The sequence below is a fragment of the Halococcus sp. AFM35 genome, assembly GCF_051195015.1.
In the GTDB taxonomy this organism is placed as follows: Archaea; Halobacteriota; Halobacteria; order Halobacteriales; family Halococcaceae; genus Halococcus.
This window is the reverse complement of the sequence record NZ_JBNTJU010000003.1, coordinates 198,154-217,923: the sequence shown is the minus strand read 5'-3', so window position 1 is coordinate 217,923 and position 19,770 is coordinate 198,154. Positions and strand designations below refer to the sequence as shown.

Annotated in this window: 21 protein-coding genes; 12 read left to right on the top strand and 9 right to left on the bottom strand. The window is 65.4% G+C overall.

Going from position 1 to position 19,770, the window contains the following annotated elements:
* Nucleotides 1-68: 68 nt before the first annotated feature.
* Together ACQUQO_RS04120 and ACQUQO_RS04115 are read right to left on the bottom strand one after the other, a co-directional pair.
* Nucleotides 69-1,475: an aryl-sulfate sulfotransferase gene (locus tag ACQUQO_RS04120; protein WP_435076686.1), complete on the bottom strand. Its 1,407-nt coding sequence runs from the start codon at nt 1,473-1,475 to the stop codon at nt 69-71.
* Between the two features lie 61 nt (nt 1,476-1,536).
* Nucleotides 1,537-4,374 (bottom strand): DEAD/DEAH box helicase, encoded by a 2,838-nt coding sequence (locus tag ACQUQO_RS04115; RefSeq protein ID WP_435076685.1) that lies wholly within the window; start codon nt 4,372-4,374, stop codon nt 1,537-1,539.
* 94 nt (nt 4,375-4,468) lie between these two features.
* Here ACQUQO_RS04115 and ACQUQO_RS04110 point away from each other — a divergent pair, with 94 nt between their 5' ends.
* Entirely contained in the window at nt 4,469-4,738 is a 270-nt protein-coding gene (locus ACQUQO_RS04110) for a hypothetical protein (protein ID WP_435076684.1), read from the top strand.
* On the opposite strand, the gene ACQUQO_RS04105 is transcribed toward ACQUQO_RS04110, so the two are convergent.
* The 4 genes from ACQUQO_RS04105 to ACQUQO_RS04090 are packed head-to-tail and all read right to left on the bottom strand — an operon-like array spanning nt 4,723 to nt 9,686.
* The gene (locus ACQUQO_RS04105; protein ID WP_435076683.1) at nt 4,723-5,481 is read right to left on the bottom strand and encodes a metallophosphoesterase; all 759 of its coding nucleotides are present in this window, start codon (nt 5,479-5,481) and stop codon (nt 4,723-4,725) included. The two genes, ACQUQO_RS04110 and ACQUQO_RS04105, sit on opposite strands and share 16 nt — an antisense overlap.
* The gene (locus tag ACQUQO_RS04100; protein ID WP_435076682.1) at nt 5,481-6,959 is read right to left on the bottom strand and encodes a hypothetical protein; all 1,479 of its coding nucleotides are present in this window, start codon (nt 6,957-6,959) and stop codon (nt 5,481-5,483) included. Before ACQUQO_RS04100 ends, ACQUQO_RS04105 begins: the two co-directional genes overlap by 1 nt.
* Nucleotides 6,956-8,224 carry a Single-stranded DNA binding protein gene (locus ACQUQO_RS04095; protein ID WP_435076681.1) on the bottom strand — a complete coding sequence of 423 codons (1,269 nt, stop codon included), beginning with the start codon at nt 8,222-8,224 and terminating at the stop codon, nt 6,956-6,958. The genes ACQUQO_RS04100 and ACQUQO_RS04095 overlap by 4 nt, the downstream gene beginning before the upstream one ends.
* Before the next feature lie 46 nt (nt 8,225-8,270).
* Nucleotides 8,271-9,686, bottom strand: coding sequence for an LVIVD repeat-containing protein (locus ACQUQO_RS04090; protein ID WP_435076680.1), 1,416 nt, complete (start codon nt 9,684-9,686; stop codon nt 8,271-8,273).
* A gap of 172 nt (nt 9,687-9,858) precedes the next feature.
* On the opposite strand from ACQUQO_RS04090, the gene ACQUQO_RS04085 reads away from it, so the two are divergent.
* Nucleotides 9,859-10,521 carry a 2,5-diamino-6-(ribosylamino)-4(3H)-pyrimidinone 5'-phosphate reductase gene (locus tag ACQUQO_RS04085; protein ID WP_435076679.1) on the top strand — a complete coding sequence of 221 codons (663 nt, stop codon included), beginning with the start codon at nt 9,859-9,861 and terminating at the stop codon, nt 10,519-10,521.
* On the opposite strand, the gene ACQUQO_RS04080 is transcribed toward ACQUQO_RS04085, so the two are convergent.
* The gene (locus tag ACQUQO_RS04080; RefSeq protein WP_435076678.1) at nt 10,522-11,568 is read right to left on the bottom strand and encodes an NAD(P)/FAD-dependent oxidoreductase; all 1,047 of its coding nucleotides are present in this window, start codon (nt 11,566-11,568) and stop codon (nt 10,522-10,524) included.
* A 78-nt stretch (nt 11,569-11,646) separates the two neighbouring features.
* Here ACQUQO_RS04080 and ACQUQO_RS04075 point away from each other — a divergent pair, with 78 nt between their 5' ends.
* The 6 genes from ACQUQO_RS04075 (at nt 11,647) to ACQUQO_RS04050 (ending at nt 14,658) form a co-directional block, all read left to right on the top strand.
* The gene (locus ACQUQO_RS04075; protein WP_435076677.1) at nt 11,647-11,931 is read left to right on the top strand and encodes a DUF357 domain-containing protein; all 285 of its coding nucleotides are present in this window, start codon (nt 11,647-11,649) and stop codon (nt 11,929-11,931) included.
* A gap of 52 nt (nt 11,932-11,983) precedes the next feature.
* The gene (locus tag ACQUQO_RS04070) at nt 11,984-12,259 is read left to right on the top strand and encodes an ArsR/SmtB family transcription factor (protein WP_435076676.1); all 276 of its coding nucleotides are present in this window, start codon (nt 11,984-11,986) and stop codon (nt 12,257-12,259) included.
* A gap of 55 nt (nt 12,260-12,314) precedes the next feature.
* On the top strand, nt 12,315-12,626 hold the full coding sequence (locus ACQUQO_RS04065; protein ID WP_435076675.1) for a hypothetical protein: 312 nt from the start codon (nt 12,315-12,317) through the stop codon (nt 12,624-12,626).
* Nucleotides 12,627-13,077: 451 nt separating this feature from the next.
* On the top strand, nt 13,078-14,055 hold the full coding sequence (locus ACQUQO_RS04060) for a transcription initiation factor IIB (protein ID WP_435076674.1): 978 nt from the start codon (nt 13,078-13,080) through the stop codon (nt 14,053-14,055).
* Nucleotides 14,056-14,098: 43 nt separating this feature from the next.
* Complete coding sequence (locus tag ACQUQO_RS04055; protein WP_435076673.1) at nt 14,099-14,278, top strand: hypothetical protein; 180 nt, start codon at nt 14,099-14,101, stop codon at nt 14,276-14,278.
* 143 nt (nt 14,279-14,421) lie between these two features.
* Nucleotides 14,422-14,658, top strand: a complete 237-nt coding sequence (locus ACQUQO_RS04050; RefSeq protein WP_435076672.1) for a UPF0058 family protein — start codon at nt 14,422-14,424, stop codon at nt 14,656-14,658.
* Nucleotides 14,659-14,719: 61 nt separating this feature from the next.
* Here ACQUQO_RS04050 and ACQUQO_RS04045 read toward each other — a convergent pair whose 3' ends face one another.
* Nucleotides 14,720-15,169 carry a DUF555 domain-containing protein gene (locus ACQUQO_RS04045; protein ID WP_435076671.1) on the bottom strand — a complete coding sequence of 150 codons (450 nt, stop codon included), beginning with the start codon at nt 15,167-15,169 and terminating at the stop codon, nt 14,720-14,722.
* 85 nt (nt 15,170-15,254) lie between these two features.
* Between ACQUQO_RS04045 and ACQUQO_RS04040 the strand changes: the two genes are divergently transcribed.
* The 4 genes from ACQUQO_RS04040 (at nt 15,255) to moaC (ending at nt 18,445) form a co-directional block, all read left to right on the top strand.
* Nucleotides 15,255-16,163 (top strand): DNA-3-methyladenine glycosylase family protein, encoded by a 909-nt coding sequence (locus ACQUQO_RS04040; protein WP_435076670.1) that lies wholly within the window; start codon nt 15,255-15,257, stop codon nt 16,161-16,163.
* Between the two features lie 62 nt (nt 16,164-16,225).
* The gene (locus ACQUQO_RS04035; RefSeq protein ID WP_435076669.1) at nt 16,226-16,501 is read left to right on the top strand and encodes an acylphosphatase; all 276 of its coding nucleotides are present in this window, start codon (nt 16,226-16,228) and stop codon (nt 16,499-16,501) included.
* Nucleotides 16,502-16,538: 37 nt separating this feature from the next.
* Entirely contained in the window at nt 16,539-17,963 is a 1,425-nt protein-coding gene (locus tag ACQUQO_RS04030; RefSeq protein ID WP_435076668.1) for an NAD(P)H-hydrate dehydratase, read from the top strand.
* A complete protein-coding gene (gene moaC, locus ACQUQO_RS04025; protein WP_435076667.1) occupies nt 17,960-18,445 on the top strand; it encodes a cyclic pyranopterin monophosphate synthase MoaC in 486 nt (161 codons plus the stop codon). The genes ACQUQO_RS04030 and moaC overlap by 4 nt, the downstream gene beginning before the upstream one ends.
* Here the strand turns inward: moaC and hflX are convergent.
* Nucleotides 18,440-19,729 carry a GTPase HflX gene (hflX, locus tag ACQUQO_RS04020; RefSeq protein WP_435076666.1) on the bottom strand — a complete coding sequence of 430 codons (1,290 nt, stop codon included), beginning with the start codon at nt 19,727-19,729 and terminating at the stop codon, nt 18,440-18,442. The two genes, moaC and hflX, sit on opposite strands and share 6 nt — an antisense overlap.
* Nucleotides 19,730-19,770: the final 41 nt, after the last annotated feature.

The following is a 19,770-nucleotide window of genomic DNA, read 5'->3' as shown; positions in this document are numbered from 1 at the left end:
GGCCGACCTACTGCGAGCGGGGAGATAAATGTTTTTTCGATGATTTGAATCCGGTACGAGCGAGGAATTCATCGGTCGCGTTGCAGTTCAGCCCGAACGGTGCCGACCGACCGCACGAACCGCCGGCGGATGCGGCGGCGCTGATGGATTCCTTCGCCGGCAGCCCAGCCCAGCAGAACGAGCAGGCTCACGACGAGCATCGAGAAGGCCCATGTCGGCAGCCACGTCGGTTTGATCCACGGCGCGACGTGCTTCCAGCGCACGGCGAATTCGGTGAGTTCGCTCGGCAGCGGCGTCGTGGACACCACGCCACCCACGACGGCCGGAACCGGGGGCAGGGCCGTCTCGCGGCTTCCGCCGTGGAGCGCGACGGTGCCGGTAGCGTTCTGCTCGCGGATTGTCGGACCGCCGGGTTCGTCGCCGTGGGCCACCCGTTCGGCGTCGTAGGTCGCCCACGGTGCGTGCATCTCCCAGACGACCTCTCCCTCGGGTGTGACCTCGATGACGCGGTGGTTCATCGAATCCACGACGAGGGTGTTCCCGTTGGGCAGGCGGTCGGCGTCGCGCGGCCAGTTCATCCCTCCGGAAAGCGTCCACGTGCGCTCCCAGCTCCCGTTGCCGGGCGGCCCACCCGTCCGTGCGTATTCGACGATGCGGTCGTTTTCCGAATCCGCCACCAATACTGTGGGCGTGCCGTTTTTACCCTTGAGATAGGTCGGGTTGTGTTGTTCGAACAGTCGCGAATGGTTGCCATCGCTGCCGAGGCGCAACTCGATGTCCTTCGTCGAGCGATTCACCGCGATGACTTGGTCCATGTTGCGCACCGAGACGAGGAACTCGCCGTCTCGAATTTCGTCCACATCGTTGACGTGCGTCCAGTCCTTGGTCTCGATACCGTTGTCGGCGTTCGCGGGATAGTGGTTCTTGAACTTCCACTCCCACGTCACCTCCTCGGTCGTTCGGTTGTAGACGAACACGCTGTCGTTGCTCGTTGGACCGGTGTCGTAGTTGATGCCCGCGACGAGCAGTTCGTCGCCGTTGATCCGGTCGATATCGTGGATATCCGGACTGTCGAAGCGCTCGGTCCAGACCCGCTCGCGGCTCTCGGGGTCGAACTCGTAGACGACTGTCGTCCCCCGGATGGGGTTGACCACGAGCAGGTTCCCGTTGGCGAGCGGGTCGATGTCGTAAAACCAGTTCGTCCGGTTATCGGCTCCATCGTCGGTCCAGTTCACCGACCCGTTCTCGGCGACCGAGACGAGTCGCGCGGGACGACTCGGCAGCGATATGCCGCTGGCGTGCCAGCCCTGACTGGAAATGACCGTCTCGCTGTCGGGCGTCGCAGTCGTAACCCCGCTTCTGAGCGTCGGCTCCTCGTACGAAAGCGTCAACACGCCGCTGGTGAGGAGCAACGAGAGCACGACGACCCCGAGTAGCCCGCGGACGAGCCAGCGACGGGACGGCAACCCGACCATGAGGGAACCTGTTCGGACCGTCACATAGCCATTACGGAAGCCGAGTCATGGTCGCCGGCTGTCATCCCCAAAACGACTGCGTCCGTGCATATTGGCGCTCCTGAGCGAGAATATCTCTGTAAAAATCGTCCTCGTTCTCGCGGAGCTTGGCGATGATGCGGGCGGCGTTGTGCGGGCCGACGCCGCGGGCGGCGAGCGCGACCACGGCTTGTTTGCCGTGGCTCTGGACGAGCGTCGCGGCCCGATACGCCCGCTCGGTCTGCTTTTCCTGTTCGTCGTCCTTCTCGTCAGTCGTGATGGCATCGACGACCTCCTCGGCCCACGGGTTGAGCGCCGCGATGCGCGTCGAGCCACAGTGTGGGCACTCGGGCTGGTCGGGAACCCGCCGCACCTCCTGCGTGCGCTCCCACTCCTGACAGTGCAGACAGAACAGCCGCATCCGGTCGTCTCGAATCCGCTCCTTCACCGTGTCGATGACGCTCGCATCCGCGTTCTCGGGCGCGAGCAGCTCCTTGCCCGACGAACGCCCGTCGATGCCCACCGGCGTGTGGCCGTTGTGGGTCACGAGTTCGATGTCTCCCGACTGAATCGCCGAGAGCACGTCGCCGGCGTCGTCGATTGCGAGGTCCTCGTGGAAGACCTCGCGGATGGATTCGTCGTAGACCGGGGTATCCTCAAGCGCCGCGAGCAGTCGTCCACGGCCGAACCGTTCGTTGCCCTGCCACGATTTGAGCGCGCCGAACGTCGCTGCGACCTGTGCGAGTTTGAACTTCAGCGCATCCGAGTTCTTCAGGCTGAGTTCGATGATGCCCGCGACGTGCTCTGGCGCTGTGTCTTCGAGGACGTCCACGACATCGTGACCGCGCACTCCGCGCGGTACGTCGAGTTCGATACGGTAGGGGTCGATTTCCATGCCTACCGAGGAACCGGTCTGCTGGCCGAGCAGCGCCGACAGGACCCGCCCGACGGTCTCGTTGGTCGTATGGCCGAAACACGCATTCACGACCACCGACCGGGGTTCGGACTCGACGACCACTCGACTCTCGGTGGGCATCGGACCATCCGCCTCGACCTGCTTTTCGAGCGGACCGAGCGCCTTGCTCGCGGTGTGCTCGTCGGTCGGATAGCGCTTGGCGAGGTCGTCGGCCACTGACGTCCGCGACGCATCGCTGGCGAACGACTCGCCAGCTTTCCCCCGAATCTCGCCGACCTCGCCGGCGACGGCTTGCGGAACGGGAATCTCTTGGCCGGTCCACGAGGGGATCTCGCCCGCGGGGTCCTCGATTGGGCTGACCTTCACCTCGCTGTCTTCGTCATTTACCTCGGCGATGCGCCACATCTCGCCGCGCTGGATGAACGTCTCGCCCGGCCCGGCGAAGTTGACGACGAACCGTTCGTCCAATGTGCCAATCGTTCGACCGGAGGCCACATCCGAGACGGTGTAGGTCTCCTCGTCGGGAATCATCGAGAGATTGGCATAGAAATACTGCCACGACCCGCCCGACTTTTCGAGTCGGTCCCGCTCCTCGTCGAGCCAGAGGATACGGTTACCAGACAGTTCACGGACGACCTCCCGAAACACCTCCTCGCCGAGGTCGCGGAACGGGTAGGCGCGGGTGACGATTTCGTAGGCCCGGCGCGCGCCGATTTCGCCGAAATCCATGACGAGACCCGCAGTCTGGTTGGCCACCGTGTCCAGACTTCCATGATGGATTTCCGCGGGTTCGACCAGCCCCTCGTGAGCGCGCCGGCAGATGGCGAGCGCTTCGAGCGTGTCGTCGGGCCGTGTGGTCAGCACAGTCCCGGCGGAGAGTCGGTCCGAGCGATGGCCCGCCCGCCCCACCCGCTGGAGGAGGCGGGCGACCTCGCGGGGACTCTGGTACTGAATCACGTGGTCGACGCGACCAACGTCGATGCCGAGTTCCATCGACGAGGTACACAGGAGTCCATCGAGGTCGCCGGCTTTGAAGTCGTCCTCGACCTCGATGCGGGCCTCCTTCGAGAGTGAGCCGTGATGCACCCCGATGGGGAGGTCGAGCGCGTTACACCGCGAGCCGAGCGCTTCGGCCGTCTGGCGCGTGTTCACGAATATGAGCGTCGATTCGTTCTCGGCGACGAGGTCACGAATCGCGCGCACGTGGCTCGCGAGGTCGGGGTCGCTGGCGAGTTCCGCCGCCAGCGCCTCGTCCTCGTCGGTGACCCGTGGCTTCCTGACCCGCACGTCGAGCCGGCTGCCGACATCGACCTCGATGAGCGCACAGCCCCGGCCGCCGGTGAGGAACTTCCCCACCTCGCCGGGGTCGCCGACGGTCGCCGACAGACCGATACGCTGGAACTCGCCGGCGAGTTCGCGGAGGCGTTCGAGTCCAATTGTCAACTGCGCGCCGCGTTTCGACGCCGCGAGTTCGTGGACCTCGTCGACCACGACGTGGGCGACATCCGAGAGCGCTGTGCGGAGCTTCTCGCCCGTGAGCATCGCTTGGAGGGTCTCAGGGGTCGTCACGAGCACGTCCGGCGGGTCCTCGGCCTGCTGCTGGCGGTGATACTGAGTCGTGTCGCCGTGGCGCACGTCGATTTCGAGATCTAGCTGTTCGCCCCACCACTCCAGTCGGTCGCGCATGTCGCGGTTGAGCGCCCTGAGCGGGGTGATGTACAGCGCTGAAATCCCGAACCGGTCCTCGCCCGCGAGCGCGTCGAACACCGGGAGCATTGCGGTCTCGGTCTTCCCGGTCCCCGTGGGTGCAATCACGAGACCGTCCTCGCCGTCGGCGAGCGGCGGGATGGCCCTGCGCTGTGGCTCGGTCGGGGTGGTGAACCCGCGCTCGGAGAGCGCGGCTCTGACTCGCTCGCCGAGATGCGTGAAGGCCGCCAAATCGGCAGCGGCCTCGCTGTCTGCCATTGGATTTCCTACGAGCGCGAGCCGATTAAGAACTCCGCTCCGTGACTCCTTTCGGTGCACGAACATTTCTTATCATACCACACGCACTACTAGCATGATTATCGAACTCCTCTATTGGGGTGTCTCCTCGTCATCGGCGTTCTCATTCTCGTCCAGTCACTCGTGGACCTCCTCGCCCGGCGACGTGTGGTTCAGCGTGGCGATGCCCGTCGGGAGCATCTCGCTGTTGTTCAGTGCGGGGACCGACGTTCTGGGGTTCGGAGGAGGTAGTGGAGCGGTGGAGCCGACGAGTGTCGTGTTCGCCGCCATCGCGCTCGTCCTCGTCGGGACTGCGGGGCGGTTCGTCGATCACAGGCGTGTGTAATCACCGAGTCGCGTCCCGTCGAGGAGGTATGCCTCACCACCGGCGAGTCCCTCCGGCAGAAACGGCGCGAGAAATTTCTGGCCCTCGACGTTTATCCATGTGCCACCCGACAACGGGTTGAACGCCGGAAAAACCACTAATTCGCCGTCGATTCTCACGTCTTCGTCGTAGTGGTCTCGAAACGGCTCCGGGGCGAGCGACCCGCGGAGCCACGCGCGCTCGGCCCGGCTGCCGCCGACTTCATCCTCCAGTCGCACAGTCGGATGCTCGTGGCCCACACAGACTACCTCGGCTTCGAGCACTCGCCTGCTCGGCCACGTGTGTCCGTGGGCGAACCCGATGTTTCCGACGCGAATCCCATCGGTCGGCGTCACGGTCACGTCGAGACCGTCGGTCAGTGACTCGATGTCGCCGTCGTGATTGCCCTTGACGAGGGTGACGGGAACGCGCTCGGTGACTGCGCCCAACAGCGATTCGAGTTCCTCGCGCTCGTCGCCCCGCGAATCGCCGATGGCGTGGCCGAGGTCGCCGAGGAAGACCACTCGCTCGGCGTCTGTCCTGTCGACCAGCGAGAGCAGGTGTTCGTGGCGCTCTGTTGCCTGACTCGGCAGCGAGACGCCCTGCCGGGCGAGTGCGGCTTCGAGACCGGCGTGATAGTCCGCAATACAGAGCACGTGCTCGCCACAGTCGACGACGGCCGCCGGCTCGCCGGGTACCGGCTCGACCCGTCCTCCGGCGCTCATCAGATGGGTTTGAGCGTGTCGTCGTCGGGTTCGTAACACTCGCCGCTCATCAGCGCCGACTGGATGCCGTCGGCCGCCGCCTCGCGCGTGAGATCGTACTCCTCGACCACCCGCTCGATGACTGCATCGCGCTCGGCACCGCTACCGTCGTCGAGCGCCGCCATCGCCCCGACGACCGCCGCCTCGGGGTCGGATTCGGCGTCCTCGGTGGCGGCGTCCGTCTCCTCGGTCTCATCGTCCATGTCGGCCCCGGTGTCCTCGATCTCATCCACCGGTTCGGGGTCTGCATCCGATTCCTCGGGTGTGGGCGTCTCGATGTCGGCTGCGCCCGGCTCGTCGACCTCGGCGGCGCTCTCGAAGTCGGTGCCGAACTCCTGCTCGATTCGCTCGCGCTCGTCGGCGTCGATTTCGAATTCCTCGGGGTCATCGAGGTCCGCCGCCCCGGCGGCTGGCTCGTCGTCCGTTTCCGCCGTGGTCTCCCCGCTTGGTTCGTCCGTCTCGCCGAACGAGTCGCCCGCTGCACTCTCTACTCCGCTTTCAGCATCCGTCTGTGAGGATGTCCCCGTCGTTTCCGTGGGTCTCTCCTCGCCGATTTCGTGTGGGGAATCGACTTTACCGCTCGATTCGAGTTCCCCTTCAGCTGCTGTATCGCCCGCCGGTTCAGTCCCGATGGTCGTATCGGTGGACATGACCGACTCATCGTTTGTCTCGGCTGCTGGCTCCGTGGCCGCCGCTGCGCTCGCCGGCTGAGATTCGCTGTCCGCACTCGAATCGGTCAGCTCGGCGCGTTTCGTCGAGCGCTCGTCGGGGGAGACGGCGAGCGACCTGACTGCCTCGCGCTCACCGGCGACCACTCGCGCCGCATCGAGGGCCACCTCCTCGATGGCATCGAGATACGCCGGCGTCGTGTCGTAGTGGTCCAGCGCACGTGGGACGCCGGCGGCCAGCCCCGCCTCGACACCCTCACTTTCGAGCGCTTCGCGGAGTGGGTCACCACGTTCGTCGTGCTCGCGTGCTTCGCGCATCGTTCGCACGCGTTCGACGGTCTGTGCGGCGGTATCGACGGCGAAGCGGTCGCGCGTGGCGGCATCGACCTCACTGAGGCTTTCGGGACGGACCGAGGTGAACACGCGATTCGAATCGTCGGGTTCGAACGTGCGCGCCTTGCCCGTGACGGCGACGAAAGCGGGTGTTTCGGCGCGTTCGAGAAACGACAGCGCCTCGGGCTGGTACTGGCCGGCATAGACGACGAACGCCCCAGTTGGGTCAACGATGCGCGCGCGCAGCTGTTCGTCGTTGACCGACTCGATTTCGGTGAGCACGCCCACCACGAACAGGCGATTGAGCCGCGCGCCGGTCGGCGTCACGACGTAGTTCGGCGCGCGCTCCTCGTCGCTTTCGGTATACGAAAGGCTCGCATCGTCGAATTCGGCGGCAAACACGCGATATGCGGTCTCGCGGTTCGGGCGAGTGCTCATCCGTCCGCCTCCGCGAGCAGCGCCCGCGCACGCTCGGCCGGCTCGTCATCACGGGTCTCGAATTCCGTGGCTTCGAGGTTCGCGCCGTAGTCGTCGACCGAGAGCGTGCCCCGCACCCGGAACTCGTGGCCGACGATTGCCTCGCGGATGGACTCGGCGACGACTTCCTGATCCATCGCGTCGCGGGCGGCCTCGCGTGCATCCTCCACATCGCCGCCGTAGATTTCGCTCGTCAGGTCGGCGTCCAGCACGGCCGTGAGCGACGCGGTGCCGTCGTCGATGATGGCTTTCACACGAAGGTCGTCCTCGCCATCGACGTCGCCGTGGGCGCGGCACTCTCCCCGCTGGATGACGCGCCCGCAGTCGGGACAGCGCTGGATGAGGCCCGAGCCGTCCCTGACCGCGAGCAGATTTCCGGTGATTTCGACATCGAACATCCCCTCCGAATCGACCGCCTCACGGATGCTCATCCGGGGTGCGTTTTCGCTACTTTCGACGTCTCTATCGAGCGGTTCGACCGACGAGAACTCCGCGACGTTCACCGATGGCACGCCCCGGAACTCCCGAACGTAGGCGTTTACGATGCGTATCGAGTTTCCGTCCGCGATTTCGTCGTGGGGGTCCCAGTCGGTGAACGGCAATCTCCCCGTGTCATCGGCGAACACGCCGCTCAAGATTTCGGTCTCGCCGTCGCGCCCGTCGATGACCTTCGCCTCGACCTCGGCGACGCGCACTTCGAGCGTGCGCCCGCGGTCGCCCGGCGCGAGGTCGGCGAGCGAGCGCTCGCCGCCGATTTCGTGGGGCACACCCATGGACTCGTCGGCGAACTCGATGGCCGTCTCCGAGCCGAGGTTGAGTTCGGGATTGCCCTCCCACTCGCGGACGCCGGCACCGCGCGCTTCGATGGTGTCGCCCGGCGCGAGGTCGAAGTCCTCCCACGCCGTGTAGGATATTTTTTCCGACTCGTCGCCGAGTTCACCCTCGAAGATCACGAGTTCGTCGCCCTGATAGCGAATCGAACGCTTGCCGACGGTGAGCACTCGGCCCCGAACCGTGACCGCCGAATCGCTCGTCGAGACCTCGGCGATATCCTTCGCCGTGGGTTCGCCAGTACCGGAGCCATCGCCGTACTTCCGGCGGAGACTGCTCTTTGCCTCCTCGATTGGCACGCTGTACTCGACCAGGTTCTGTAGGTCCGCTTTGACCTCCTCTTTGTCGACGCCGAGGTCGGAGGCGAGGTCCTCGGCATGGTCGTCGAGCGTCATCACCCGTTCCTCGGGCGGAACGACCTAAAAGGGTTCGTGCCCACCGTCAGCCGCTTTCGGCCGTGTTCGACGTCCTCGGTGTTTCGCTTCCCGTGACACCGTCGATGCGGTAGGTGTAGACCCCGGTGAAGAGGTCGCTCGTCAGGGCGAACCCCTGCTCGCGGTTGTACTCGGCGCTGTAGGCCATCGGCGGGTCGCCGAACACCTGTAACTGCTCGCTCGGGTTTTCGACCGCCGGTGCGTCCGTCTCGTGCGTATCGATTGGATGGGGGTTCGTCGGGTCGGTGATGTCGTAGAGGACTGTGCCCTCGTGCCAGTCGCCGCTCACGACCAGCGTGGCTTCGTCCAGCGGAACGATATCGAACTGGTGGCCGGTCCAGTCGAAGCGCTCGGTCTGGTCGGTGTCGCCCTCGCCGCCGGAGTTCATGACCTCGGCGTTCGGCGACTGGGTGAACCCCACCGGGATGGGGTCGGAAAGCGAGCCATCGCGCCAGCCGATGTCGAAGACGTGCTTGCCACCCGGAGTACCATAGGAGCGCTCGTCGCCGACGACCACGAGGTCACGACGCGGGTCGGGGAAGGCGTAGTGACAGTTCCCGAACGCCTCCTCGCCGACCTCGCTGTCGGCGTAGGAGGGCTTGTCGGCGTATTCGAACCGGCCGACCTCCGCGGTGTCGAACGGGTCACTCGCGTCGAGAACCACGTAGCCGTCGACCATCTCGCCCATATACGCACAGTGAAGCAGCTTCCGTTTCGGGTCGTAGACCACGTCGTGTGCCAAGCCGGGCGGACCGGCGGTGCCGCGCTGTCGCGGCGAGCGCAGCGTCGAAACGTCCCAGACGTCGATGCCGCCGGTATCGGGGTCGTCGCTGTAGTTCACCGTATAGACCACGGACGCGGTCGGATGGACGAACAGGTTGTGCGTCCCGCCGGAGTTGAGTGCGCCGATGACCTGCGGTGATTCGGGCGTCCCCTCGGCGAACCCATAGTCGACGACCTGGACGCCCGAATCGCCGGCCGGATGGTTGCTCCGGCAGTACAGTCCCTTCTGCGGGCCGAATTTGACGTCGAGACACGTCACCGCGCCCTCGTCGGCCGGGAGGTGATGAACGAGTTCGGGAGCGCTCGGGTCGCGCAGGTCAACGAGGTAGCTCCCGGTACCCGAAAACCGGGTACCGACGGCGGCGTAGCGCCCGTCAGGGCGGATGGAGCCTTCGGCGAACCCGCCGACCGACGAGGAGAGCTGTGTCTGACTCAACCGTTCGAGCCGCCACGTCGATGGCGTCGGCGTCGCGGTCGGTGATGCAGTCGGCGTCGGTCGGTCCGTCGTGGTAGTGGCCGTCGGCGTTTCGTTCGCGTCGCTCGTGGTCTCCTCCGTGGCGTTCATCCTGAGCGCGCCGTAGGCTACCCCGGAGCCAACACCGACCACTCCGAGCGCTTTGAGCGCCGCTCGCCGAGACATCCCTGGCATGCTGTCTCGTTGGGCACGACGTCGCGGCCGTATTTACGCTTTCACCATTCATCCAGCATCGTCGGGGGTACATTTTCGGCGGTCGCCGATTCAGCTACCCGCCGCATTCTGTCGTTCGCGCCGCCACCGAAAGCGGTTTTCGCGGGTCCCGATTACTGCCCCCATGCACGTCGTGGCCAACGCGGCGACCAGCGCCGACGGCAAGCTCTCCTCACGCCGGCGCGAGCAGGTCGTCATCAGCGGCCCGGAGGACTTCGCGCGCGTCGATGCCCTCCGCGCGTCCTGCGATGCGGTACTCGTCGGCAGCGGAACGGTATTGGCTGACGACCCACACCTCACCGTCGAGGACCCCGACCTGCGTGCCGACCGGCGCGAAAAGGGCAAGTCGCCCCATCCCGCACGGGTGGTCGCCGACACGCGCGCCCGCACGCCACCGGACAGCCGCGTGCTCGACGATGCGGCCGCGAGCTACGTGCTGGTCGGCGATACAGCACCCGCCGACAGGTGCGAAGCCCTCCGGGAAGCCGGCGCACGACTCGTCGACGCCGGCGACGAGCGGGTCGCCCTCTCGGAGGCGTTCACCGCACTCGAAGCCGAGGGAATCGACCGGCTGCTCGTCGAGGGCGGCGGCGAGGTGCTGTTTTCGGCCTTCGAGGAGAGCCTTGTCGACGAACTCACGGTGTTCGTCGGTCCGGTTCTCATCGGTGGCCGTGACGCGCCGACGCTCGCCGACGGTGCGGGATTCGTCGACGAATTTCCACAGCTCGACCTCGAAGACATCGAGCGCGTCGACGACGGCGTGCTCTGTCGGTATGCGGTCGAATAATCAGTCGTCGGACTCGGCCAGCGGTGCCGTCCGCTCTTCGTCCGCGTGGGTTTCGAGATAGGCGTCGGCGTCGATGGCGGCCTTACAGCCCATCCCCCCCGCTGTGACGGCCTGCTGGTAGTGATAGTCGACCACGTCGCCAGCGCCGAAGATTCCGGGGACGCCCGTGCGAGTTTGGCCGCCACCCGCGCCGCCGGCGGTGGCGAGGTAGCCTGCCGAATCCATCTCGACGTCCGTCCCGCGCAGGTACTCGGTGTTCGGCGTGTGGCCGATGGCGAGGAACACGGCCCCGACATCGAAGTCGAACTCCTCGGTACGGGAGTCGTCGAGTTTCTCGCTCGGGTGCCCCTCGGGATTGGTGACGAGCGCCACGTCCTCGACACCCTCCTCGGGCGAGCCGTGGATTTCGAGCAGTTCGGTGTTCGTCATCACCTCGATATCGCCGGCTTTGACGTGTTCTTCGAGACGGTCGACCCAGTAATCCTCGGCACGGAACTCCTCACGGCGGTGGACGACGTATACCTTGGAAGCGAACTTCGTCAGGAACGTCGCCTCCTCCATCGCGGCGTCGCCGCCGCCGACGACGAGCATCTCCTCGTCGCGGAAGAAGGCCCCGTCACAGGTCGCACACGTCGAGACGCCATACCCCATCAGTTCGTCCTCGCCGGGTACCCCAAGAGTCCTGGCGCTCGCGCCGCTGGCGACGATGACCGCATCCGCAGTGTAGCGCTCGCCGCTTGCGAGGGCGAGTTCGAACGGGCGCTCGGAATCATCGATGGATTCGACGACGCCGTGTTCGATGTCGGCTCCGAAGCGTTCGGCCTGCTCTTTCATCTCGTTGATGAGTTCGGGACCGCCGATACCCTCGGGAAAGCCCGGGTAGTTGGCCACGTCGGTCGTGAGCGTGAGCTGGCCGCCCGGTTCGGCCCCTTCGAGGACCAGCGGGTCGTTGTTCGCCCGCCCGGCGTAGATGGCCGCGGTCAATCCCGCGATTCCCGATCCCGTGATGACGAGCCGGCGGTGGACCGGTTCCGTCTCCTCGTTCATACACACGGTTGACCGCCCGCGAATAACTACCTTGTGCTGTCGCGAGAAGGTTTAGGTCCCCGCTCCCGTCTTCCTCCCATGCCTGTAGACCTCGCGGAGAAGACGGACCGATACGAACGACTGCTCGCCGAAGCGCTCGACGCGGCGACGATTGCACCGCCGGCGGGGACACCGCTTGCCGAATCCGCCGCCGACTACGAGGAGATGGCCCGCTCGTATCTGGAGGATGGGAGACACTTTCGTGCCGACGACGACCTGGTGAACGCGCTCGCGGCGTTTTCCTACGGCCACGCGTGGCTCGATGCCGGCGCGCGCATCGGGCTGTTCTCGGTGCCCGACGAGGGTGACCTCTTCACCGTCTGAAGACGAGCGCGGTCGGTGCGCTTACAAGGGGTGGGTGTGTCAGTCTCCGTCGATGGAGGCCGTTCTGTGGTACGTGCTGACCGGCACCCGCGGCGGCACGAACCGCGTGCGTATCCTCCAAGCGCTCGACGAACGGCCACGGAACGCCAACCGCCTCGCCGAGGAGTTGGACCTCGATTACAAGACCGTTCGCCACCATCTCGACGTTCTGGAGGACAACGACGTCCTCGAAAACAGTGGCGACGACTACGGTGCGGTGTATCTCCCGACCGAGCAGGCGCGCCATCACTGGGAGACGATAGAGCAGATCATCGAACAGGTGAACTGAGTATGGTCCGATTTGGGAAAGAGTATATGCACGCGAGTAGGGTAGGTGGAGGTAGATGGCCGTTCTGATAGACGCCATGCGCGCCTTCAGCGCGCTGAACGTGCTCTTGCTCCTCGGACTCGGCTACGTCTGGGGCCGGAACTTCCTCCAGTTCCGCTCGAAGCACACGCTCGGGCTACTGGTCTTTGCCGTCTTGCTGTTCGCGGAGAACGCGCTGGCGATATACTTCTTCGTCTTCCACGACACCCTCACCCTCTGGGTGACGAACCCACAGCTCGTTCCGCTTATCGCTCAGCAGGCGATGCTCGCGCTGCGGGTCTTCGAGTTCGGCGGCATCGCCTTCCTCACGTGGGTGACGTGGGATTGATACTGTCGGACAGAACTGATCGAGAACCCGCTACACGAAAGTTCTCTCGTTGTCGTGGATTCCCGAAACCTGATCTTCACGCATTTCTATCCGACAGTATGAGCCAACGGGCCGGAACGACGAACCGCATGGTTCTGGACTGAGACGAGCGCAGCGGGACGGGGGACCACATGGGGAGCAAGAACTGGCAAGCAAGCCACTACAGTGGGTCGAACACGGATGGACGCCGTGGACCGCGATATGGCCCCACTCACCCGGAAAAACACATCGATAAACGGTGGTTTAACCCCTTCCACACGAACGGCCGGTAGAGACGCCGAGACGCACGATTTCCCTGGGCAGTAATCGGTAGCTTTAAGTAGTTTACGGGCTAACGTTCGGTCAGATACCGAGTTCTGGGAGCAGTCGCGAACAATCCCCAGCAGCCGACCGCATCCGAATCAATCCACCAATGAGTGATTCAACAACCCGCGTCAACGAGCGCGAACGAGCCGAAGAGACCGAGGTCGAAGAGGAAGCCAGCGAGGACGAGCTCGTCTGTCCCGAGTGTGGCGGCCGGCTGGCTGCCGACAGCGAGCACGGCGAGACGGTCTGTACGAACTGCGGACTGGTCGTCGAGACCGACGAGATCGACCGCGGTCCCGAGTGGCGCGCCTTCGACAGCGCCGAGCGCGACCAGAAATCGCGTGTGGGCGCACCGACGACGAACATGATGCATGACAAGGGGCTGTCGACGAACATCGGCTGGCAGAACAAGGACGCCTACGGCAACGCGCTGTCGAGCCGCCAGCGCCAGAAGATGCAGCGCCTGCGTACGTGGAACGAGCGCTTCCGCACCCGCGACTCGAAGGAGCGCAACCTGAAGCAAGCCCTCGGCGAAATCGACCGCATGGCGAGCGCACTCGGGCTTCCTGATAGTGTGCGCGAGACGGCAAGCGTCATCTACCGCCGCGCGCTCGACGAGGACCTCCTGCCCGGACGAAGCATCGAGGGCGTCTCGACCTCGGCGCTGTACGCGGCGGCCCGACAGGCCGGCACGCCACGCAGCCTCGACGAAATCGCCACCGTCTCGCGGGTCGGGAAGATGGAACTCACCCGGACCTACCGCTACGTGGTGCGGGAGTTGGGCCTAGAGATTCAGCCGGCCGACCCCGCGAGCTACGTGCCGCGGTTCGCCTCGGACCTCGACCTCTCCGAGGAGGCCGAACGGCGTGCCAGACAGCTCCTCGAAACCGCCAAGGACGAGGGCATCATCAGCGGCAAAAGTCCCGTCGGGCTGGCCGCTGCCGCGGTCTACGCCGCCGCGCTACTCACCAACGAGAAGGTCACGCAGGGCGCGGTCAGCGAGGTCGCGGACATCTCGGAGGTCACCATCCGCAATCGCTACAAGGAACTGCTCGAAGCCGAAGGCGACGTGATGGCCGCCTGACCGACGCGAACCTTTTTGTACTCCTCGCGTGTTGAACGGTGACATGGACGAAGCAGCCGTCCAACTGTTGTGTCCGGAGTGTGCCAAACATTGGCGTGAGACGCCACGCGAGCTTCCGGCGGACGGGTCGACGTTTCACTGTCCGAACTGTCACGCGAGCTATCGCATCAGCGAATTCATGAGGACTGACCGCGACCTCAACGCGTTCAAACAGTTCCAGTAGTCGGGCAGTCAGCGAGACGAACCACAGTATCGTCGATGACAATTATTGCCGAGAACGACGCTATTGGCGGCTCTTTTCGGCTCCGTATGTTAACGAGGGTCAGGATACTACTAATATCCTCCAGTCATTAGGGACAAGTGCCCATGAAAAAGCAGGAGCTTATCCACCTCCACGGCCTGCTTGCAGAGGTACGTAAACATCACGAAGCGCGGACCGGGAAGTCCGCCGAGTACGAATCGTACGAATCGCTCGGCGTCCGCCCGACATCGATTCATCAGTCGAAAACCGACCACAAGGCCGCCGTTTTCGCACTCGCCGACGGTATTACCACCGATATGCGACGCACCGAAAGCGAGACGGTTCCGGCCGCGGCCGACTGAGACGGACGACGACACAGCAGCGGTATTCTTCAGCCAATACTTCCCGTAGCGCCGCGGCCGCTCACTCTTCGAGCAGCTCTTCGAACTCCGGCAGCAGCTCCTCGTCCTCCCCGGCGTCGCCCTCGTCGGTGGTGGTATCGTCGTCATCGCTCCCGTCCTCGGTCGAATCGTCGTCGCTTTCGAGGACCTCGATTTCGAGGACGTCGAGCGGGATGTTTTCGAGGCGCTGGCCGATCTCCTTGCGTGCGATGCGGGCGGCGTGTTCCTCGCGCTCGACGCTGAAGACGGTCATTTCGAGTTCAAGCGCGACGAGCGCCTCGTCGGCGACGATGAACGCCGGCTCCAGCTCCTCGCCGGCGGGCGAGGTGCGCGACCCCATTTCGATTTCGACGTAGCTCAGGTCCGGGTTGAGCATTCCGCCGGTCTTCGAGATGGCGATGCGCACGGCCTCGTCGGGCGTCTCGACATCGTAGACGGGTACGGCGGCCTCGACGACGACTCGACAGTCCATGTGGTCCGTTCATCGGCTGTCAGTATCAACGTTGGGTCCGGCGGAGTCGAAAGGGCCAACCACCGCCCACCCCTCCACCATACCGATGGAGACCGGCAGCATCGCCGTCGATTCGTTGGCGGGCGGGTTCGATTTGCAGGCCACGCTCGAAAGCGGCCAGACCTACGCGTGGCATCGCGCCGACGGCCGGATGTACGACAAGCCATCGGCCGTCGGCGGGTCGGCATGGTACGTGACGGTGCTCCCGGCGACGGTCACCGGCGAGCGCGAAGTCATCCGCACCCGGCAGGTCGACGGGCGACTCGACTGGGAGGCGACGACCGAGGCGACGGAGTTGCTCACTCACCTCCTGAGACTCGACGACGACCTCGACGCCATCCGCGAGTCGGTACCGAACGAACCACTCATCGAGCGCGCGTTCGACACGTATTCGGGCTTGCGACTGGTCCGTGACCCGCCGTTCGTCTCGCTCGTTTCGTTCATCTGTTCGGCACAAATGCGCGTCGCGCGCATCCACGGGATGCAGCGCGCGCTCGCCCGCGAGTTCGGTTCGACCATCGAATTCGGCGGGAAGACCTACCACGCCTTCCCGACACCTGTGCAGTTGGCCGCAGCCACCGAGGCGGAGTTACGTGACTGTTCGCTCGGCTACCGGGCACCGTACGTCGAGCGGACGGCCGAACTCGTCGCGGGCGGCGAGGCACACCCGGAATCGGCCCGCGGGATGGTCTTCGAGGAGGCCCGCGAATATCTCAAGCAGTTCATGGGCGTCGGGAACAAAGTCGCCGACTGCGTCCTGCTGTTCGCGCTCGACTATCTCGAAGCCGTCCCGCTCGATACGTGGATTCGCGGGGCGATTGCCGAGCATTACCCCGATTGTGACCACGATTCGTATGCCGCTACCTCGCGGGCCATCCGCGAGCGTTTCGGCAGCGAGTTCGCGGGCTACGTCCAGACCTACGTGTTTCACTATCTGCGGGGCGGGACCGAGTAGCGCTCGCCCGAAGCGTTCGCTGCGGCCCAATCGCTTTTGTCGGTCGCCCGAAAACCGACTCCGTGAACGACACTCGCGCACACGTGTTCGTTACCGGTCGTGTCCAAGGTGTCTCCTATCGTGCGAACACCCGCGACACCGCCCGCGAGGCGGGCGTCGATGGCTGGGTGAAGAACTTGGACGACGGCCGCGTCGAAGCGGTCTTCGAGGGCGAGGAGGAAAGCGTCGAGCGGCTGGTCGAGTGGTGTCACAGCGGCAGCCCCGCCGCCGAGGTCGAGAGCGTCGACGCCGAATACGGCGACCCCGAGGGGCTGTCGGGGTTCGAGGTTCGCCGGTAGCCCGGGTGCTTAATTCGCTGGCGGTCGATGCACTCCTATGATAGACACCGACCGGATGGCCGCCGTCGACGAGAACGCCGCAGCACTCGGCGTCCCTCGAAAACAGCTGATGGAATCGAGCGGCAACGCCGTCGCCGGTACGGTCCGGGACCTCGCCGAACCGGGCGCGCGCGTGACAATCGTCGCCGGCCGGGGCAACAACGGTGGCGACGCGTTCGTCGCCGCGCGCTTCCTCGACGAGTACGATACCCGGACTCTGCTCCTCGGTCGCGCCGCAACCATCACGACCGACATCGCCCACGAGAACTGGACGGCGCTCGAAGAAGGCGAGTACGACATCGAGCAAGTGCGCGACTCCCGGAACCTCGACCTCGGCGACCCCGATATCGTCGTGGATGCGATGCTCGGCACGGGCATCACGGGCGACCTCCGCGAACCGGAAGCCACGGCCGCGCGCGCGATGAACGACGCGGATGCGACCGTCCTCTCGGTCGACGTTCCCTCCGGCGTCGACGCGGACACTGGCGAGGGGACCCAGGGAGCGGTCGACGCCGACCACGTCGTCACCTTCCACGACACGAAACCCGGTCTCGACGCGCTCGATAGCCACGTGCGGGTCGCCGATATCGGGATTCCGCGGGCAGCCGAGCGCTTCGTCGGTCCGGGTGACCTCGCCGTCGAGCGCGACCCGCACGGCGAGAAGGGCGATGCCGGGCGCGTGCTCGTCGTCGGCGGCGGTCCCTATACTGGTGCGCCGGCGCTCGCCGCACAGGCCTCCCTCCGGGCGGGCGCGGACCTCGCGTTCGTCTCGGTGCCCGAGCGCGTGTTCGAGCCGATTGCCGGCTACGCCGAGGACCTCATCGTCCAGCCCTACGACGCAGACCGCCTCACTCCCGACGAGGTCGATGGACTGGTCGAAACCGCCACCGAGCACGACGACATCGTGGTGCTCGGGCCGGGTCTCGGCAGTGCAGACGAAACTCACGAGGCCGTCATACAGTTCCTGAGCGAGTTCGACGGCCGGGCGGTCGTCGATGCCGACGCGCTCGCTGCGGTCCCGGAGGTCGAGACGGATGCGACGCTCGTCTGCACGCCCAACCGAAAGGAACTCGCCGCGATGGGCGGGCCGGATGTCAACAAGCTCCGCGAGCACGCCGACGACATCGAGGACTTCGCTGCCGAAGTGGGCCACGTCGTGCTGGCGAAAGCGAAGGACGACGTGATAACCGACGGCGAGCGAACACGCATCTGTCGTGCGGGTACGCCCGGGATGACCGTCGGCGGGACTGGCGACGTGCTTGCTGGCGTTGTGGCCGCGCTGCTCGCAACACGAGAGCCGTTCGATGCGGCCAGCGTCGCGCCCTATGTCAACGGTCGGGCGGCCGAGCGGCTCCCCGAAAGCGGGCTGCTCGCCTCCGAACTGCTCGACAGCATTCCGCAGGCGATGGAGGGGGATGGATGAGCGACGAACCGAGCGAACTGACCCATACCACACCCGAGGGTGACGCACAGATGGTCGACGTCGGCGCGAAACCCGACAGCGCACGCCGGGCGGTCGCTCGCGGGACGATTCGACTGCGGGACTCGACGGTTGATGCCATCCGCGAGGACGACATCGAGAAGGGCGATGTCCTCACGACCGCCCGGCTCGGCGCGATAGGGGCCGTCAAACACACGTGGGAGACGATTCCACTCTGCCATGGGATTCCCATCACGAACGTAGAAACCGACTTCGCCATCGACGACGACCGCGTGACACTCACGGTAGCGGTCGAGACCACCGGGAAAACGGGCTGCGAGATGGAAGCCCTCCAGGGTGTGACGACCGGGCTGAACATCGTCTGGGACATGACGAAGGCCGCCGAGAAGGACAGGGATGGCCAGTATCCCGATACCGAAATCGAAGGGGTCCGAGTGGTCGCAAAGGAAAAGCGCGAGCTATGACTCGACCGGCACCGTGAGGTTCGCGGCACGATCCCGGCTCTGCTCGACGACCGCCGGGCGTGCGGCGAACGTGACCGTGACCTGTTCGCCGTAGGAGACGTCCTCGACGCGGGCGTGGTCGTGAATCCACGACACGAGGCTCATCGTCCCGTCGTCCATCGGTAACACGAGGCGTTCGCGCTCGTACGCCGGCAGTTCGTCCTCGATGCGTTCGAGCAGCGCCCCGACGTCGTCGCCCTCGGCGGCGCTGATCGGAGCGGGGTTCGGCGCGAGCGCCGATAGCGCCTCGCGCTTTTCGGCCAACTCCTCGTCGCTTACGAGGTCGGTCTTGTTGAGGACGGTGACGATGGGGGCCTCGTTGCGCTCGTAGAGCGTGTCGTGGGCGGTGACGAGCTTCTCACGCATCGCTTCGACCGACTCGCTCGCATCGACCACCAAGAGAACGAGGTCGGCGCGATAGACCGAATCGAGCGTCGACTTGAACGATTCGACCAGCCAGTGGGGGAGGTCGGCGATGAACCCCACCGTGTCGGTCACGAGCACAGGCCTGTCCATCGCCGCCCGGCGCGTGGTCGTTCCCAGAGTGGTGAACAGCCGGTTTTCTGACTCGGCCGTCGAATCGAGGTCCGGGTGAAGCCCCTCGTTCTCGTCGATATCGACATCGGCCGCGAGCTGGCGCAGCAGGGTCGATTTTCCGGCGTTGGTGTAGCCCGCCAGCGCCACCAAATCGAAGCCGGATTCGCGGCGCTGTTCGCGGCGGTGCTGTTCGGTCTCCTCTATCCCTTCGAGTTCGTCACGAATCGCGCTGATCTGTGCCTTGATGTCCTGCTCGCGTGATTCGTCGTACTCGCCGAGTCCCATGAACCCCGGGCGTTCGTCGCGCTTTGCGAGGCTCGTCTTCGCCTCCGCGCGCGGCAGTTCGTACCTGAGTTCGGCGAGTTCGACCTGCAACTGGGCCTTCTTGGTTTCGGCGCGCTGGCCAAAGATTTCGAGGATCAGCCGAAAGCGGTCCAACACTTCGGTGTCGTCCGGCAGACGCCCGCCGAGGTTGTATATCTGGTAGGGACCGAGCCGGTTGTCGAAAATCACCGCCGCTGCCCCCTGATCGCGGACGAGCGCCGCGAGTTCGTCGACCTTTCCCTCGCCGAGGTGGAGGGCGGCGTCCTCGGTTCTGGTCTGGGTGAGCGTGCCGACGACCGTGTGGCCGGCCGCCGCCGCGAGGTCGGCTATCTCGTCCGTGTCGGCGCTACCCGCATCGACCCGTTTTGCGATGATGACCTTCATGTGCTGGCTCGACGCATGGCGTCGATCAGCCCGAACTACGG